Raw genomic sequence first — 16,122 nt, 5'->3', positions numbered from 1 at the left:
CTTTCCCGTTCTGGGAAATTTTATCCAGCAGGCCAGTACGAAACATCCGGAAATGGTTTTGCCTTGGCTCGATATAAGTACCGGACCCCTCACCCGGTTCTTGCCGGGTATGTTGGCCGGTTTGATGCTGAGTGAGTCGCATACTAACGTGAGAGAAAAAATTGAAGGCTGGATCAATACCGGAACACGGTTGAGTGACATTGCTTGGTATCTAAGATTTGCCGATCCATTTCAATTGGAATGGCTCTCAAACGTTTTACAGAAGGGAATTCAAGCTGAGGACACTCATACGATCTGTAACTGCGTCGACGCTGCCGTTCGACAGTTTGACAAAAACCCGAATCATCTAATCGAACAAGTCTTGTTACCCGCTATCGAAGCAATGGCAGAACTCAATGATACCGGTTGGCTGGAAACGGCGTTAGTCCCATGGTTGCGAGCCCCAATCCTACTGGCTCTGAAGCAAGATCAAGCAATACGAGTATTGGATTCTCTTGTGCCTTACCCAACCCTAAACAACAACTCGGAATATGTGACAGCCGCAATTGCTGAGAATTGGCCTGACAGCGTTCTTGAGTTTTTAACTCAACGGATGGAATACCGTTCCGCAGCACAAAAGCTCGAAAGGTATGAAGCAATTCCAAGTCACCCCTATCAGCTGCCAGAACATCTAGCCAAATCTCCAACAAACTTCATAAACGCAGCAAAGAATTGGTATCAAATCGATGGCGCTAGGTACCGATTTGAGGGCGCAGAATTGATAGCGAGGGCATTTCCCGAAATTCCAGATGAGCTATTTGTCGAGCTTAAACCCCTAGCAAAAACAGACCCGTGCTTTGTGTTGGACACATTATCAGCATTCGATGGGCACGAGACGGTTTATCCGTTGGTGCAAGAAGTCATAGCCAATTCTTCAGGCGACAAAAAAATAATGCGTGCGGCCCACCATACTTTGCACGAGTCTGGCGTTGTCTCCGGGGAATTTGGCTATGTGAAACTATACAAAGAACGTAAAAACCTGATCGAACCTTGGCTCGATCACGAAAACAAAGCAGTACAAGATTTTGCCGAACACCACCTAGCAGACCTAGAAAGCTCAATTTTGAATGAGACGAAAAGGGCAGAGGCCAGTATTGCTGCCCGCAAGTTGTCATTTGGAGAAGAAATTGAATCCGACGATGAGTCCGAAGACTGACCATCAAAGATATCGCCCCTGAATGCTGCTTCGGAACCAAGGCACTTCCCAATTTGTTGGAATTCACAGCTTTGAAAATCTGACTTTCCTTATAGTACCGGTCATAATCGAACTATCACCGAAACTTCCCTGTCAATGGAGTCAGTTACTACTAGTTTTGCCAATTGGATTTACGGGTCATGGAAGAGTTATGCGGCCTGATTCCATCCCTGCCATATTGCCAGCCGCTTCCCATACACAGTGCACCTACGGCCCCAATATGCGCTGTGCGGGGTGCGCCACTGATCCATTCCTAGTTGGACCTCAAATTCCTTTGGGGCGCATTTGAGAAGATAATGAACCTTTGCCATTAGTAGGGAGCGGTAATAGTCAGGTGAGTGAAGTGGGGCCATTGGACTGCCAATGGTATCCATTTGTGAAACTCCTTTTTGATATTTTCCCGGAATAATTTGCTTAACCCACCTCATATGCATAGGTCGAAAGCCAGTTATCAAATCTGGTGGGACGTGAAGAAGCATATGAACATGTGCTCCGTTCCAATCACCCCGCTCTTGCACCCACATCCATATCAATTTGCGCCCATGGCACCGCATCCAATCTCCAGCGTATTTGATAAATCGCCCGGTGGCTTTCACGCATTCGAAGGGATCAATTCCGGCGCGCTCCCATAGAGTCGTGATAAATCGATTGAATGGATGGTGTATTTTGTGGGCTATGACAGCGGCACTAGCGAGGTTCGAACAGTCCTTGTATGACAATGCAGTGCTTGGCCTTCTAGCATTAAGTCTTGCACCGCCATGCGGGAGCAAAACACCCTTGCTGTACGTTTCTACAACCATCAAACTTTCATCCTATTATGTAGAAGAGCAAAGAACACCACTAAGCGCTTGAAAGATTGTAATTTGTCTTCATGCAATTGAAACGTCTGGAAACATCTCAAAACAAGTCCGCGTAAGTTTCAAGTGGACATACAGAGACATCAAATTTGGCCAGCCTGTTCACGCACTTCATTGCCAACTGCGGGCAAACTTTCCAGCCATGCCTCCGCATCTTCCTTAGCAATTCTAGTTGAACGGCCGATTTTTCGGAATGGTAAACGTCCAGCATCATGTTCGCGATAAATGGTAGACCGGCAAATACCGTACATTTTGGAAAATTCGGGAATAGTAAGTAGCTGTTTCATTTTGACCTCCGTTGTATCTGATTGCCAGAATATTTCTCCTGTTGGCGCCCAGCAATGCTGACAGGTCGTGAAAATGCCTGATTGTACCCGGAAATGGCAATCAAGTAACACAAATAAAAGGAAAAAATAGTTTCTCTTTTCCCCCGATATTGATCGTTTTTGGCTCCAAAAAAATATGAAACTTGATTGAAAAAGGGTCTCAAGAGTCGCTTCCGCTGTTCGGCTAGATGGACAATCGAATATTGATAACCTATTCACTCCTTATCTAATCGGTCTCGTAAGCCGGTGGGATGCACATCAAGTGCTGAACACGGGTCCGCTTCTGTCGGGCGGCCCTCGAAATACAATACCCTCACGGGAAATACGTGGGGCGTGCTTACCCGTGTTCGCACGTTACGAACCACCCGGCTCCAGCCGGTTGGGGAAGAGGAGAACACGGATGAAATCCACTTGGAAACTGTCAACTATTTGCGCTGTATCGATGTTGTCAGGCTGTTCCTACTACGACGCAAAAGACGCCGTAAAGGAACAGCTCATCGACCCAGAGTCTGCTATTTTTGATGAAATGAATTGGACCGGAAGCCATATTTGCGGCTTTGTGAACTCACGCAACCGAATGGGCGGTTATGTTGGATGGACCGCCTTCGTTTATGATGGCAACAAAGCAAATGTTGGCGGTTCGTTGTCAGAAGGGCCATCAGTAATAGGCAATTGCCCTGACAAAGTTGTGAGCCGTTATATTGAGATGCAAAGCAAGGACGCAGAGGCTGCGCTAAGGCGACAAGGACTCTGAAATTTGATCGAGATAATCACTCCACCATTGAGCCATTTTTACGCGCTCTTCCCAATAATTACCTCGGCTATATGCACCGCGAACCGCATTGCTATCACCATGGGCCAACGCGCGTTCGATGGCATCTGGATTCCAAAGCCCGCTTTCGTTCAGCAACGTTGATGCTGTGGATCGAAGGCCATGGGCCGTTACCTCATCTTTGCCGAATCCCATTCTACGGAAAGCAACGTTCACAGTGTTTTCACTCATAGGGCGTTTGGGTGTGTGGAACGACGGAAATACATAGCCGGTTACACCAGTAATATTGGAAAGCTGGGTGAAATAGTTTTGGACTTGATTGGACAGCGGCACGGCGTGTTCTCGCCGTGCCTTCATCTTACCGGCCGGAATGGTCCAGATAGCATCATGTAGGTTTATTTCATGCCATTCTGCGTGCCTCAGTTCTCCCGGCCGGACGAATACGTGCGGTGCGATACGAAGGGCAAACTTAGTGGCCGGATGGCCATCATAGCTATCTATGGCCCTTAACAGGCCGCCTAGTTTTTTTGGTTCGAGAATTGCGGCATAATGCTTAGCTTTCCGGGTAATTAGGGCGCCTTGCAGCGAAGCAGCTGGGTCGTTTTTTGCCCGGCCAGTCCATATTGCATAACGAAAAACACGGCTTGCAAAGCTCCGGCATTTTTTTGCAGTCTCATAATTGCCCTTAGCCTCCAGCCTTCGCAAAGCGGCCAAAAGCATTTGGGAGTCTACATCAGTAACTGGCATTTTACCGATAGCGGGAGCTAACAATTTTAGAAACCAGCGCGCCTTTTTAAGGGTGCCGTCCGCACGCCCTTCAGCCACAAGTTTTCGGTCAATGAATTCCTCCGCAATCACCGCGAAGCTGGTGCCAGCCGCTACCTTAGCTGCGGCCTTGTTGCGTTTACGCTCTAGCGATGGGTCCATTCCTTTGGCAATTTGCTGTTTTGCCAAATCACGTGCTTCTCTTGCCGAAGCCAATGAGACTTCTGGCCACCTTCCAAACGCGAGAAGCTTTTCCTTTCCAGCTATCCGAAATTTGTATCGCCACAGTTTCGATCCAGTGGGATTGATGTGCAGATATAACCCACCAGCATCCGCTTTCTTATATGCTTTGCTTCTTGGCTTTAGCGCTTTGATCTCGGCGACAGTTAAAGTCATTTGGGGGTATCGCAATCGAACGATTCGTACCGTATCGTCCAAAATACCCCGCGAAATACCCCCTCTTTGTATGGGTTAGAGGGAAACATCTTGAGACCTCCTGCATTGTGTAGGCATCTTACCTTGCAGAATTCAGAGGGTTTTGCAAACAATCAGATATGTCGAGAAACAAACCAATGGTGCCCAGAAGAGGACTCGAACCTCCACATCCTTGCGAATACTAGCACCTGAAGCTAGCGCGTCTACCAATTCCGCCATCTGGGCGCACCCGCATTTGTCGCGGGGCAGGCGGGGCGATTAGCGGGATTTGCTTGCATCTGTCAACCTTTATACGCGCCTTTTGGGCAGAATCTTACCCCCGCCATCTCATATCGTGCACATTCGTCTTGCGCGCGCAAAAATCGAGGTGCAAAGGAACGGTTCTCAATTCCGCCAGTTATGATATTACGTGCGGACAGCAATTTGGACCAGGCAAGGGTGGACACATGATACAGGGCAAGCTGATAACCATTTTCGGCGGTGGCGGATTTCTGGGGACATATATCTCGCAGCGCTTGTTAAAGGCCGGTGCCCGCGTCCGTATTGCCGAGCGCAATCCGCATAACGCCGCACATATCAAACCTCTGGGCAATCTGGGTCAGACGCAGTTTGCGATCGCTGATGTACGCAAAAAAGACAGTGTGATACGCGCGGTGCACGGCGCTGACATGGTCATCAACCTGGTCGGCATATTGAAAGGTGATTTCGATGCCTTTCATGTGGACGGCGCACGAAATGTAGCTGAAGCGGCTGCGACGGCTGGCTGTGAAGCCATGTTGCATATGTCGGCCATTGGCGCAGATACTGAATCGCAAAGCGCCTATGGCCGCAGCAAAGGCGAAGGCGAGGCCGCCGTACGTGCAGCATTTGGCGATGCCACCATCCTGCGTCCCTCAATCGTGTTTGGCCGCGAGGATGAATTTATAAACCGCTTTGCCTCGCTGATCTCCATGCTGCCGGTCGTGCCCGTAATTGGCGGCGATACAAAATTCCAGCCAGTGTTTGTCGATGATGTTGCCAAGGCGGCTCTCACTGCGCTGCAATCCCCCCACAGCTATGCCGGCAAGACGCTGGAACTGGGCGGCCCCGAAGTGATCAGCATGGAAGAGATTAATCGCCGTATCGCAGACCAGTCTGAACGACGGCGCGGCTTCCTGCCTGTACCTGATTTCGTTTCCGGCCTAATGGCAAGCGCAACGGGTTGGATGCCGGGTGCGCCGATAACTGGTGACCAGTGGAAAATGCTGCAGTCCGACAATGTCGTCACCGGCACGGACGGCCTGAAGAAAATGAAAATCACCCCGACACCCATGGGCGCGGTCATGGATGAATGGATGGTGCGGTACCGCCCGCACGGGCGTTTCGGCAAACGCGCCGCCGCACGTTAGAAATCAGGCAGGAAAGATTGCGCTCAGGCTTCTTCCTGCCAGCGTGCCATCGATTCGAGCAATTGCCGCTCCGCAAGGTCCCGCGCCGTTACGCGCGGCAGGTCGAGTGCGGTTGCCATCTGGCTACCCAGTAGCGCATCGCCTAGCGCCATGAGCACCAGTGCCAGTGTATCCTGATGCATGGCCAAATCATCATGACCTTCCTCGGCCAGGTCATCGACCAGCTGATGAATCGCCTCCACAATCGGGTTCAGCGCGTCCTCATTGCCAGATAATAGCATCCAGCTGGCCAGCGCGCCGGCCCCTTCCTTGTCAAACGCATCAAATGTGAGGTCAACAATCTCACGCGCCGTCCCCTCGCCGCTGCGCGATTTAAGCACAGCCGCGCCAATGGTTTCACACACGCTTTCCGCCAGATATTCGGCCAGCGCCTTTTGCAGGCCCGAGGCCGAACCGAAATGATGCAGCAGATTGGCGTGCGTGCGCCCGATCCGCGCAGCCACAGCCTTGAGCGTGACGGACTGCGGCCCGGTTTCTATAAGCAGCTCGCGCGCCGCTATAAGCGCCATTGTCCGGCTTTCTTCAGGGCTGAGACGGCGTTTGGAATTTTTCGTTATTGACATTTATGTAAGTAACCTTATTTTCACTCATGTAAGAAATTTACAACGGATCAGTTCACATGAATGCCCCAGTTAAAATAGATGCTGCCCAAGCTGATAACCCCGAAACGCCCGGCTATGCAAGCGCAACGCCCAGTGATCTTGAAATCACGCCGCGCGACCGCCGTTTTGGCCGTGACCAGAAACAGCAACGCTGGTGGCATGGCGGCGATCCGGTGGCGACTGCGTTTTACAACGCCCTTTCTGTCACTTTTCCGATGGGTGAGGCGTTTTTTATTGAAAGCGTAAAAGCGTTTCGTGACGGTACGTCCGAACGGTTGGCCAGCGAAATTCGTGCGTTTGTGAAACAGGAAGTCAATCACAGCCGCGAACATATCGCGTTCAACCGCCGCGTGGTCGGTGCGGGCTATGATGTGTCACGCATGGAAGCGCATGTGAAAGAGGCGCTGGAGCTTACCAAAGACCGCCCGAAAATCGCCAACCTTGCCTCCACCATGGCATTGGAGCATTTTACCGCAATCCTGGCACAGCAGCTTATTTCCAATCCCCGCCACCTTGCTGGCGCTGACAAGGAATCAGCGGACCTGTGGCGCTGGCATGCGCTGGAGGAAATTGAGCATAAGGGCGTCGCCTATGACACATGGCTGCACGCCACCAAAGACTGGAGCCGCTGGCAGCGCTGGAAAGTCAAATCACTGGTGATGCTGATTGTGACGAAAGAATTTACCCGTAAGCGCGCCATCGGCATGCTCGACCTGCTCAGACAAGATGGGCTGACTGGCCCAAAAACCTGGGTACGGCTATTTTGGTACGCCTTTGGCCGCCCCGGCATGGCTCGCAAGATTTTCGGCGCATGGCTCAGTTACTTCCTGCCCGGTTTCCACCCATGGAACCATGATGACCGCCACCTGATCCAGCTCGCGGAAAGCGATTACAGCGATGCGGTGATGCCTGAGGCCAAAAGAACAGACGCAGTTCGGGCAAAATAGGCGAGAGCCAAAAAACCAGCCCCTCACCGCTCAGGCGGCAAGGGGCTGTAACTCATGAGACGCAGGCTCTGGCGTAAGAGCCGCAAGATCCATGGCAAATTCATATGTCATGGCTTTGGCATCGCGGCCTTTGGAATAGCGCATGACTGAGCCGCCCGTTGCAGTGAAGCCGATTTTTTCAAGCACACGGCCCGACGCAGGGTTATCCGCGAAATGTGCCGCGACAAGCCGGGTATGGCCAAGCACGGCAGCAATATCCGCAACCGCCCTGCCCGCCTCGCTCGCATAGCCCTTGCCCCAGTGCGGGCGCGCAACCCAATAGCCAAGTTCGACATCATCGCCGCATTTGTCGATGCCGCAAGCGCCGATCAACTCACTCCCCTGATCACCAGGCAGAGTCAGGAAAAACACCGGATAGAGAGGGTCCTGCTCCCGGTTTGCAAATTCGCGAGCATCCTGATCGGTATAAGGCCATGGTGCACGGGCCAGATTGCACACAATGCCTTCATCGTTCATCGCACCTGCCAGCGCACGCCAGTCTTCGGGCCAGCCCGGCCTCAGCAGCAATCTTTGGGTACGTGTAAACATGTCTCTCTCCGCTATGTGCCCCATAACGGGCGTTTATGACGCCTCTGGGTCAGCTGTGTTGCAGGGAGATAAAATAAAAGGGAGCCGGGGTGACCCGCCTCCCTGTAATTTGCCGGTTCGCCTAAGAACCGTCCGGGTCATCCCTTTTAAGGACAACCCTTTATCGGTTGTCCGATTATTCGGCGGCTTCCGCCATGGCATCAACAGACACATATTTGCGTGATTGCTTGCCATCATGGAAGCGGACACGGCCGTCTGTCAGCGCGAATAGCGTGTGGTCTTTACCAATGCCCACGCCAACGCCCGGATACACTTTGGTACCGCGCTGACGCATGATAATGTTTCCGCCGACAACGGCTTCGCCGCCAAATTTTTTCACGCCAAGACGGCGGCCCGCTGAATCGCGACCGTTACGTGATGAACCGCCTGCTTTTTTATGTGCCATGTCTTAAACTCCTTGAGAGCGCTTGGGTCGCTATCGCAACAACGCTTGAATTAGTCTTTTTTCTTCGCAGCTGCTTTTTTAGGCGCAGCCTTTTTGGCGGGCGCTTTTTTCGCAGCAGGTTTCTTGGCCGCAGCTTCCTTTTTAGGAGCGGCCTTTTTTGCCGGTGCCTTTTTCGCGGCTGCTTTTTTCGCAGGAGCAGCTTTCGCTTCTTCCTTTTTGGGAGCAGCCTCTTTCTTCGGCGCAGCTTTTTTCGCTTTTGTTCCGCCCACGCCCGTAATGCGCAGCAGTGTCAGCGGCTGACGGTGGCCATTGCGGCGACGGTAATTATGGCGGCGGCGCTTTTTGAAGACGATGACTTTCTCGCCTTTCGCCTGTGCGATAATTTCAGCTGACACTTTAACGCCCTTGGCGTCTTTTACTTCGCCGCCATCACCGGCCAGCAAAACGTCGTCCAGTGTAATGGTATCACCAGCTTCACCAGCCAGTTTCTCAACAGCGATTTTATCTCCGGCTGCAACACGGTATTGTTTGCCGCCTGTGCGCACTATAGCGAACATGGTATCTATCCAATTCATCAAAGTTTGATGTTTATGTACAAGTCCGATGTGCGAATCACATGGCGCAGGCAAAGGCCCACATGCCGGTATGACCAGCATCGGAAAGGCGTCCAACTATGGGAATGTGCCCCATATGTCAACGGTGAATCCCCGTTTTCATGCAAATTTATCAGCGAAATTTGCACCATTGCGGCGCATACCGCACAAATGCATCAACTGACCGTCTATGCCGTACATATCTCATGATTGCATGGCGCGTGCTTTATGCCTATGCCAATGCTATGTTTCAGGCCCGAAAGACATCGATTTATACGCTCCCGTGTGCGGCAGCCCTGATATTGGGCGGATGCGCGATGCAGGACGGGGAATTCCCCACGCTCGCTACGCGCAATGTCGAAAAACATTATGCCAGTGCCGAATCGGACCGGCAGGCCAGCGTCCCTGTCGCACCGCTCAATACCGAAATCGCGGCGCAGGCACGTAAAATGCTGGCAAAAGCGCAAAAAGGCCAGCGCGCCTTTGCCGAAGCGTTACCCGGCGCGCGGCAGAGCGCAATGAATGCGCGCGGCGCGGCAACTGGTGGGGAAAGCTGGGCTGTCGCCACCACGCAGATTAGCGCTCTCGACATCAGCCGGGGCGAAAGTGCGATGGCGCTTGCCGATCTGGACCAGCTATATGCCGATCAGGTCACAGGTGAAGCAGACAGCCCCGCCACAGCGCAGGCGATAGGCGATGTACGCAGCAAGGTTTATGACATGGTGCAAGCGCAAGACAGCGCGATCACAGCGCTCCGTGCCATGCTAAGCAGCTAATTCAGCGGCGCTTTAACTGCGCGGCATAATCGCCAGTATCTCCGCCATCTGTTCCTGTATCGGCCGCCCGACATCGTCCTGGGTCTTGCCCAGCCGCACCATGGTCACGCGTTTTTCGGGCGATACCAGCACGACCTGCCCCAGATGGCCGAGGCATGCAAAAACGCTGGATGGCGCATCATCGGGGAACAACACGATATCACTGCCCGCAGGGCGTTTCTTGTTGAGCCAGATATGCCCGCCATAGGCCGGGTCATTGGGTGAACTGGTCAGCATGAAGTCAAACCAGGCGCGCGGGATAATCTGATTACCCGCCACCGAGCCTTTATTGCGCAGGAATTCGCCAAATGTGGCCCAGTCGCGCGCATTGGCATGCATGATCGATCCTCCGATCATCGTGCCACTACGGTCAAATTCGGGCACCATCGATGTCATGCCCAGCGGTTCGAGCAGCCGCCCGCGCATAAAATCCATCATTGCTTTGCGCCGCACATCGGGATCTTCGCTCTTGGTCAGCGCGCGGGTCATGATATCCGACAGGATGACACTTGTGTTGCTGCTATATTCGAATTTCTCACCGGGATTCGCTTCCAGCACCTGCCCCTCGGCATAGCCCGCCATATCACCCCGGCCATCAAGGAACAGCATCCGCACCTCGTCGCTTTCATAAATGGGGTCACCCGCTTCGGTATGGTTGAGGCCGGAGGACATGTGCAACAGCTGGCGCAGCGTGATATTGCCGCGCGCATCGCCCGGACGCTGCCATGCCGGAACGGGCGCGGGCGCATCAAGCACCAGCTTGCCATCCGCGACCATCAGCCCGATCAGTACCGCGGTCACGCTTTTTGCCATCGACCAGCTGATAAAACGGGTATCCGCATCATAACCTGGCGCATAACGCTCAGCGACCACTTCCCCGCCCTGCATCAATACAAAAGCGCGGGTTTCGGAAAATTTATCCTGCGTAAAAAGCGGGTCAATCGCGCCATGCAGCATGTTGGCGGAAATGGCTGCATCGGCGGCAATATAGCTATCAGGCGCGGACGTCTTGCTGGCTTCAGCCGCATTATCGCTTGCGAACAGCGCGCTTATGCCTATCGTAGCGCAAATGGAAATAGCGGCGGCAGTGAGTAATGGTTTTTTCATGGCCGCTAGCATCATGGATGCATCGCATATTGGCAAGGGGCAAAATGGCAGACGGTAATATTCAGTCACAGGCGCAACAGAAAAAATGGGGCAAGGGGTGGAAGATAGGCCTTGTCCTACTGCTGCTGATCTTCGCCGCCATGCTTTTCTATTTCCTCCCCGCGATCAAGGGCCTGACGCAGGCAGGCACGGCCTATGGCGCGCGGGTCACCTGCTCGTGCCGCTATATTGGCGGACGCACACTTGACGATTGCAAGAAAGATTTCGAGGACGGCATGGAAATGGTGTCTGTCGCGGAAAATACGGGCACCAGGCGTATTGACGCCACAGTTCCGATGCTGGCGCACGAGGCCGCCGAATATCGCGAGGGCTATGGCTGCGTGCTGCTCACCGAGGAGGAACGCGACGCAGGCTAGGAAACCTGAGTCTCTGTCGAAAACACTTTACCCTTTGTCTGTTTGCATTGGCCATCACCATATCCACCATCCTATAGTTCGTTGGCAAAGGGGGGGCATATGAAGAAAATCATTAGCACAGCCATAATATCCACGCTGGCCATAGGCACGGCGCATGCAGATACGGACAAAGACAAAACCGCCAGCAGCAACGACATCACGCTCGAATCAGTTCTGGTGACCGGCAATGACGGCTGCCTGACCGGACCCATGGAACAGTTTGGCCGTTACCTTGGCGACTGGAACATTCAGGATTGGCAATTGTCACAGGACGGCAACACATGGACCGAGGGGAAGGGCGCACGCTGGAATTTCGTGTGTATCGGCAATGGCCTGGCAGTGCAGGATTACTGGATGCCCAATGGCGGCGGCGTGGGCACCAACCTGCGCCTATATGACCCGAAAAAGGAAAGCTGGGAAATCACCTGGAGCGCCACGGGTGCACCCGGCATGACACATATCACCGCAAAGGAAGACGAAAGCGGCAATATCGTGATGCACTATGTATCGCCCAAACCGACTCCGGCCCGGCGCATCACATTCCTTCCCCCCACAGCAGATGGCTGGGACTGGAAGCTCGAATTCTCCACAGATGGCGAACAGACCTGGTTTGAGGTTTATAAGATAAAAGCGACGCGCCGTTAAAGCGCGCCGCCTTGCTAAATTCGGGTTACGGGTCAGTCCTGTACGATCAGGTATTTCTCACCCGTTTTCTTGCCATTATATCCCTTGGCAATGTCGGGGCTCAGCGCATCGGCCAGTGATATTTCATGGCTATAGTTGCTAGCGAATGTCGTGGTGAGTTCACTCGCCACGCGGGTACGCAGGCGGATAACGCCTTCCATGCCCAGTCGCTGCAGGAAGGGCGGCAGCAACCAGCCGCCAATGCTCCATACCATACCAAACCCGCGATTGAGCATTGTGGGAGACATATCCAGCCCGCCGTAAATATAGACCTGTTTCATGACGCTAGAACCGTAAACGCTATATTCTTCCATATCTGCTGAAGCGACAATTTCCATTGCGTTCAGGATATTGCTGGCAAGATCACCGCCGCCTGTCGCATCAAAAGCAAGCGTTGCGCCAGTGGCCTTCAGCGCAGTGACCAATTGCGGCATGAAATCATCATCACTGCTATTCACGACATGTTCCGCGCCAAGCCCTTTCAGGATATCCACCTGTTCCTGCTTACGCACAATATTGACCAGCGGTACATTGTCCGCCTGGCACAGTTTCACAAGCATCTGGCCCAGATTGGAAGCCGCCGCCGTATGGACAAGGCCGCTATGACCTTCCAGTTTCATTGTTTCGATCATCGACTGCGCGGTCATGGGATTGACGAAAGACGACGCGCCGTCACGCAGGTCGGCATCATCACCCAGCGGCAGACATTGCATCACCGGAATACAGCGATACTCGGCATAGGATCCGCCGCCAAAGAAACAGACTTTCTTGCCAATGAGCGGCTTGCCGCTATCGTCGCCGGCATCAATGACTGTCCCCGCGCCTTCATTACCCACACTCAGGTCCTGGCCAATCCGGTTGCCAAGGCGCGGCACGAATCCGGGATGCACCTGCATCTTCAGCGCGGGCAAGTCACCATCCACCGCCTCGGCATTGTCGACATCAGCAACGGAGAACATCACACCCAGGTCGGAAGGGTTCACCGGACTTGCGCCTACTTTAATCAGCACTTCACCAAGGCCGGGAACCGGAACAGGCACTTCGCGCAGGGCGACTTCCAATGTGCCGTCCTCATGCAGCGTGGAAAAAATCTGTTTCATCGTATCGGCCATGGGCGCTCTCCTGAGTATGAATTATTTACGTTGCATTGTGATACGGGTTTTTACGTCAGGAGCAAGGGGAGAGTTTTTGATTGGCTTTGCGGTTTGCCGAGTTTTCTTGATTTCACGGCGGGATACCGAGTCTGTTTGATCTCACCGTGAAATCAAAAGACTCTCAAACAGATTCCAGCTCCAGCTGGACCGCGGTGGTTTCCGCTATCCAACCGCCACCCAATACCCGCTCATCTGCGTAGAGCACCGCCGCCTGTCCAGGGGCGACACCATATTCGGCGTTTTCAAATATCAGTTGACCGCCTTCCATCCGCGCGGGGACAGGCTTGGCCAGGCTACGAACCTTGGCCTGTACCGGGCCATCATATGCCATGCCGATCCAGTTCATGTCAGTGATGCGCGCACTGCGTATCGCGAGCGCTTCTTTCGGTCCGACGATCACCCGTTTCGTCTCCGCATCAATGCGGATTACATACAAAGGCTCGGGCTGACCGCCAATGTCCAAGCCCTTACGTTGTCCCACGGTATAATGGATAAGGCCTTTATGCCGTCCCATCACACGGCCATCAATATGTACGATTTCGCCATCTTCATCGGCATCGGGACGTACTTTGCGGACAATTTTGGCATAATCGCCATCGGGCACGAAGCAGATATCCTGGCTGTCGGGTTTGAACGCCACGGCCAGTCCCATTTCCTTTGCAATTTCACGTACTTGTGCCTTGGGCATATCGCCTAACGGAAAACGCAGGAAATCCATCTGTTCGTCCGTGGTGGCAAACAGGAAGTAGCTCTGGTCGCGCGCTGGATCGAGAGCACGATGTAATTCGGCCTTTCCGCCCTCACCCATAACCCGGCGCACATAATGGCCGGTGGCAAGACAGTCCGCGCCCAGGTCGCGTGCCATTGTCAAAAGGTCAGTGAATTTAACGCCCATATTGCACTGGATGCACGGAATGGGTGTGCGGCCCGCCATATATTCATCAGCGAAATTTTCGACCACGCTATCGCGGAACCGGCTTTCATGGTCGAACACATAATGGGCAATACCCAGTTTATCGGCCACCGCGCGCGCGTCACGGATATCCTGACCCGCGCAACAGCTGCCAGTACGGCCGGTTGCTTCGCCATGGTCGTATAGCTGCAACGTAATACCTATAGTCTCCGCCCCCGTGCGCGCCGCAAGCGCGGCCACCACGCTGGAATCAACGCCGCCGGACATGGCAACCACGATTCTGCGCGCCTTTATCGGCTCTGGAAGCTGGAAATCTGCAATCATGGAGCGGCATGTAATATTTATTGCCGGAAAATACCAGCATAATAGGCTAGCGCGCATGAAAGCTGGAGTTTTCATCATGCCTGATGCTGCCGCAGCTATGTCTGTCCATGAACGGGACACGCATTTCTGCGCGCCCTCACCATTCATTAACCAAGTCTAATAGCGTGTAAATGCGGCATTTACCGCAATTTATGCTGCACCGCATAGAAGGTAGGGAATGGATATGAACTTTCCCCATAAGCATCTGGCCAGTGCAGGCGCTGATCAGTGCGAACCAGGTCAGCCGGTGCTGCGCCGTGTCACGATTGACATGCTGCTTGCTGAAGTTGCGCCAAGCGTGGCGCCTAAAGCCGTACGCGGCATCGCGCATTGTGCCGACGGATGCATGACAGCAGACAGGTCCGGGCCGCAGCAGCACTCTGACCTGCAACACCGGATACACTTTTTCGCGGGTGCCCGGGCTTCTGCCCAGGCGGCAAAGCCTCCCAGAGGGAGCTTTTCATCCTTGCAGGGCATTTCACTCCCGCACTGGCACAGCAGCAACAGGTCCGTGGCAACGGGTAAAGATGTAATTAACCGTGATGATTCAGCAAATAGTATGAAGTCGCAGATAGACCGGTCCAGGGGCAAGAACACGAATGCTGACACGGCATAAACGAGGACAGATATGATTGAAAATCAGAAGATTAAACCTGCACATGTGATCGGCCCCCTTGGTGAGCCGTTGACGCTGGATTCACTCCCTCCGGCAGGCACCAAACGCTGGGTCGTGCGGCGTAAAGCTGAAGTCGTTGCCGCTGTGAATGGCGGGCTTTTGACCATTGACGATGTGTGCGAGCGCTATGACCTGACGCTGGAAGAATTTGCGTCGTGGCAGCGAGCGATTGACCGGTCCGGCATGCCCGGCCTACGGGTAACGCGGATACAGCAATACCGCGACCTATATGAACGGCAGCAGAAATACTGACGCTGCGTGCATATCAGACTTGGTGCTAAATTCAGTAAATCCGCGCCAGTTTTCAAATGGAAATGTAACATATACAAAGCCGCGGCTCGCAAAAAGCCACGGCTTTGTATATTTTCTTTTTGTGGTTTGTTTTTGCAACCTTATCTGTGCTAGGCCGTTGTTCAACATATCTGGTGAGATTAATCGTCAGGCTATGTACTCTGAATGTAACAGGAGGAATTTATGGGTTGGATCGCAACAATTATTATCGGTGGTATCGCAGGCTGGTTGGCCAGCATGGTCATGGGCCGTGATGCTTCTATGGGCATTTTGCTCAACATTGTCGTGGGTGTCGTTGGCGGCATTATCGGCAGCTTTATCGGCACACAGATGGGCTTTCTCGCACCGGGCGGTGCTTGGCTGTCATACCTGATTACAGCGTTTATCGGTGCTATCATCCTATTGCTGGTCGCTAATCTGATCCAGCGTGGACGCGTGCGCTAAGACGCAAAAAACATAATAGAAGAACCCTCCGTCAGAAATGACGGGGGGTTTTTTATATCTGCGCGTATCTGCCAATCCATTTGTATGCCAGGCCGCCAGAATGAGCATGCAACCATGAACTGCATTTCTATTCGATAAAGCGCTAAAAATAGGGCTTTCTCAAATTGCAAAACCGGATTGGACGGCTTAATGCTATGGCAAATGCCGC

19 protein-coding genes and 1 tRNA gene are annotated in these 16,122 nt (G+C 53.3%); 10 read left to right on the top strand and 10 right to left on the bottom strand.

Annotation, left to right across the window (positions count from 1 at the left end):
- Window positions 1–1,195: hypothetical protein (locus G6Q15_RS11995; protein WP_205518172.1), on the top strand; the 1,195-nt coding region annotated here is incomplete at its 5' end.
- A 979-nt stretch (window positions 1,196–2,174) separates the two neighbouring features.
- Here G6Q15_RS11995 and G6Q15_RS11990 read toward each other — a convergent pair.
- Window positions 2,175–2,378 carry a helix-turn-helix domain-containing protein gene (locus tag G6Q15_RS11990; protein ID WP_164119121.1) on the bottom strand — a complete coding sequence of 68 codons (204 nt, stop codon included), beginning with the start codon at window positions 2,376–2,378 and terminating at the stop codon, window positions 2,175–2,177.
- A 439-nt stretch (window positions 2,379–2,817) separates the two neighbouring features.
- Here G6Q15_RS11990 and G6Q15_RS11985 point away from each other — a divergent pair, with 439 nt between their 5' ends.
- Window positions 2,818–3,171, top strand: a complete 354-nt coding sequence (locus G6Q15_RS11985; RefSeq protein WP_164119120.1) for a hypothetical protein — start codon at window positions 2,818–2,820, stop codon at window positions 3,169–3,171.
- On the opposite strand, the gene G6Q15_RS11980 is transcribed toward G6Q15_RS11985, so the two are convergent.
- Entirely contained in the window at window positions 3,151–4,350 is a 1,200-nt protein-coding gene (locus tag G6Q15_RS11980) for an integrase arm-type DNA-binding domain-containing protein (RefSeq protein ID WP_164119118.1), read from the bottom strand. The two genes, G6Q15_RS11985 and G6Q15_RS11980, sit on opposite strands and share 21 nt — an antisense overlap.
- A 177-nt stretch (window positions 4,351–4,527) precedes the next feature.
- A tRNA-Leu gene (locus G6Q15_RS11975) sits at window positions 4,528–4,614 on the bottom strand.
- A 221-nt stretch (window positions 4,615–4,835) separates the two neighbouring features.
- On the opposite strand from G6Q15_RS11975, the gene G6Q15_RS11970 reads away from it, so the two are divergent.
- Window positions 4,836–5,777, top strand: coding sequence for a complex I NDUFA9 subunit family protein (locus G6Q15_RS11970; RefSeq protein WP_205518171.1), 942 nt, complete (start codon window positions 4,836–4,838; stop codon window positions 5,775–5,777).
- Window positions 5,778–5,800: 23 nt separating this feature from the next.
- On the opposite strand, the gene G6Q15_RS11965 is transcribed toward G6Q15_RS11970, so the two are convergent.
- Window positions 5,801–6,400 carry a helix-turn-helix domain-containing protein gene (locus G6Q15_RS11965; RefSeq protein ID WP_164119116.1) on the bottom strand — a complete coding sequence of 200 codons (600 nt, stop codon included), beginning with the start codon at window positions 6,398–6,400 and terminating at the stop codon, window positions 5,801–5,803.
- Window positions 6,401–6,456: 56 nt separating this feature from the next.
- Between G6Q15_RS11965 and G6Q15_RS11960 the strand changes: the two genes are divergently transcribed.
- On the top strand, window positions 6,457–7,386 hold the full coding sequence (locus G6Q15_RS11960) for a metal-dependent hydrolase (protein ID WP_164119114.1): 930 nt from the start codon (window positions 6,457–6,459) through the stop codon (window positions 7,384–7,386).
- A 30-nt stretch (window positions 7,387–7,416) separates the two neighbouring features.
- Here G6Q15_RS11960 and G6Q15_RS11955 read toward each other — a convergent pair whose 3' ends face one another.
- The 3 genes from G6Q15_RS11955 to rplU form a co-directional block, all read right to left on the bottom strand.
- Window positions 7,417–7,974 carry a GNAT family N-acetyltransferase gene (locus G6Q15_RS11955; RefSeq protein ID WP_164119112.1) on the bottom strand — a complete coding sequence of 186 codons (558 nt, stop codon included), beginning with the start codon at window positions 7,972–7,974 and terminating at the stop codon, window positions 7,417–7,419.
- 175 nt (window positions 7,975–8,149) lie between these two features.
- The gene (gene rpmA / locus G6Q15_RS11950; protein WP_164119110.1) at window positions 8,150–8,419 is read right to left on the bottom strand and encodes a 50S ribosomal protein L27; all 270 of its coding nucleotides are present in this window, start codon (window positions 8,417–8,419) and stop codon (window positions 8,150–8,152) included.
- Window positions 8,420–8,469: 50 nt separating this feature from the next.
- A complete protein-coding gene (gene rplU, locus G6Q15_RS11945; protein WP_164119130.1) occupies window positions 8,470–8,976 on the bottom strand; it encodes a 50S ribosomal protein L21 in 507 nt (168 codons plus the stop codon).
- Between the two features lie 242 nt (window positions 8,977–9,218).
- Between rplU and G6Q15_RS11940 the strand changes: the two genes are divergently transcribed.
- Window positions 9,219–9,788, top strand: coding sequence for a hypothetical protein (locus G6Q15_RS11940; protein ID WP_164119108.1), 570 nt, complete (start codon window positions 9,219–9,221; stop codon window positions 9,786–9,788).
- A gap of 12 nt (window positions 9,789–9,800) precedes the next feature.
- Here the strand turns inward: G6Q15_RS11940 and G6Q15_RS11935 are convergent, their stop codons facing one another.
- On the bottom strand, window positions 9,801–10,934 hold the full coding sequence (locus G6Q15_RS11935; RefSeq protein ID WP_240330883.1) for a serine hydrolase: 1,134 nt from the start codon (window positions 10,932–10,934) through the stop codon (window positions 9,801–9,803).
- Between the two features lie 44 nt (window positions 10,935–10,978).
- On the opposite strand from G6Q15_RS11935, the gene G6Q15_RS11930 reads away from it, so the two are divergent.
- Window positions 10,979–11,350 (top strand): hypothetical protein, encoded by a 372-nt coding sequence (locus G6Q15_RS11930; protein WP_240330882.1) that lies wholly within the window; start codon window positions 10,979–10,981, stop codon window positions 11,348–11,350.
- 99 nt (window positions 11,351–11,449) lie between these two features.
- Window positions 11,450–12,034, top strand: a complete 585-nt coding sequence (locus G6Q15_RS11925; protein WP_164119106.1) for a hypothetical protein — start codon at window positions 11,450–11,452, stop codon at window positions 12,032–12,034.
- A gap of 32 nt (window positions 12,035–12,066) precedes the next feature.
- Here G6Q15_RS11925 and G6Q15_RS11920 read toward each other — a convergent pair whose 3' ends face one another.
- Together G6Q15_RS11920 and mnmA are read right to left on the bottom strand one after the other, a co-directional pair.
- Window positions 12,067–13,185: a zinc-binding dehydrogenase gene (locus tag G6Q15_RS11920; RefSeq protein ID WP_205518170.1), complete on the bottom strand. Its 1,119-nt coding sequence runs from the start codon at window positions 13,183–13,185 to the stop codon at window positions 12,067–12,069.
- Between the two features lie 163 nt (window positions 13,186–13,348).
- Window positions 13,349–14,464: a tRNA 2-thiouridine(34) synthase MnmA gene (mnmA, locus tag G6Q15_RS11915; protein WP_164119104.1), complete on the bottom strand. Its 1,116-nt coding sequence runs from the start codon at window positions 14,462–14,464 to the stop codon at window positions 13,349–13,351.
- A 223-nt stretch (window positions 14,465–14,687) separates the two neighbouring features.
- Between mnmA and G6Q15_RS11910 the strand changes: the two genes are divergently transcribed.
- From G6Q15_RS11910 to G6Q15_RS11900, 3 genes are all read left to right on the top strand, one after another.
- Window positions 14,688–15,119 (top strand): hypothetical protein, encoded by a 432-nt coding sequence (locus G6Q15_RS11910; RefSeq protein WP_164119102.1) that lies wholly within the window; start codon window positions 14,688–14,690, stop codon window positions 15,117–15,119.
- Between the two features lie 12 nt (window positions 15,120–15,131).
- Window positions 15,132–15,431, top strand: a complete 300-nt coding sequence (locus G6Q15_RS11905) for a DUF1153 domain-containing protein (RefSeq protein ID WP_164119100.1) — start codon at window positions 15,132–15,134, stop codon at window positions 15,429–15,431.
- A 222-nt stretch (window positions 15,432–15,653) separates the two neighbouring features.
- Window positions 15,654–15,914: a GlsB/YeaQ/YmgE family stress response membrane protein gene (locus G6Q15_RS11900; protein WP_164119098.1), complete on the top strand. Its 261-nt coding sequence runs from the start codon at window positions 15,654–15,656 to the stop codon at window positions 15,912–15,914.
- Window positions 15,915–16,122: the final 208 nt, after the last annotated feature.

This window comes from Sphingorhabdus sp. Alg239-R122, assembly GCF_900537065.1.
Taxonomy (GTDB): domain Bacteria; phylum Pseudomonadota; class Alphaproteobacteria; order Sphingomonadales; family Sphingomonadaceae; genus Alg239-R122.
The sequence above is the reverse complement of the archived record's forward strand: the minus strand, read 5'-3'. Positions and strand labels throughout refer to the sequence as shown.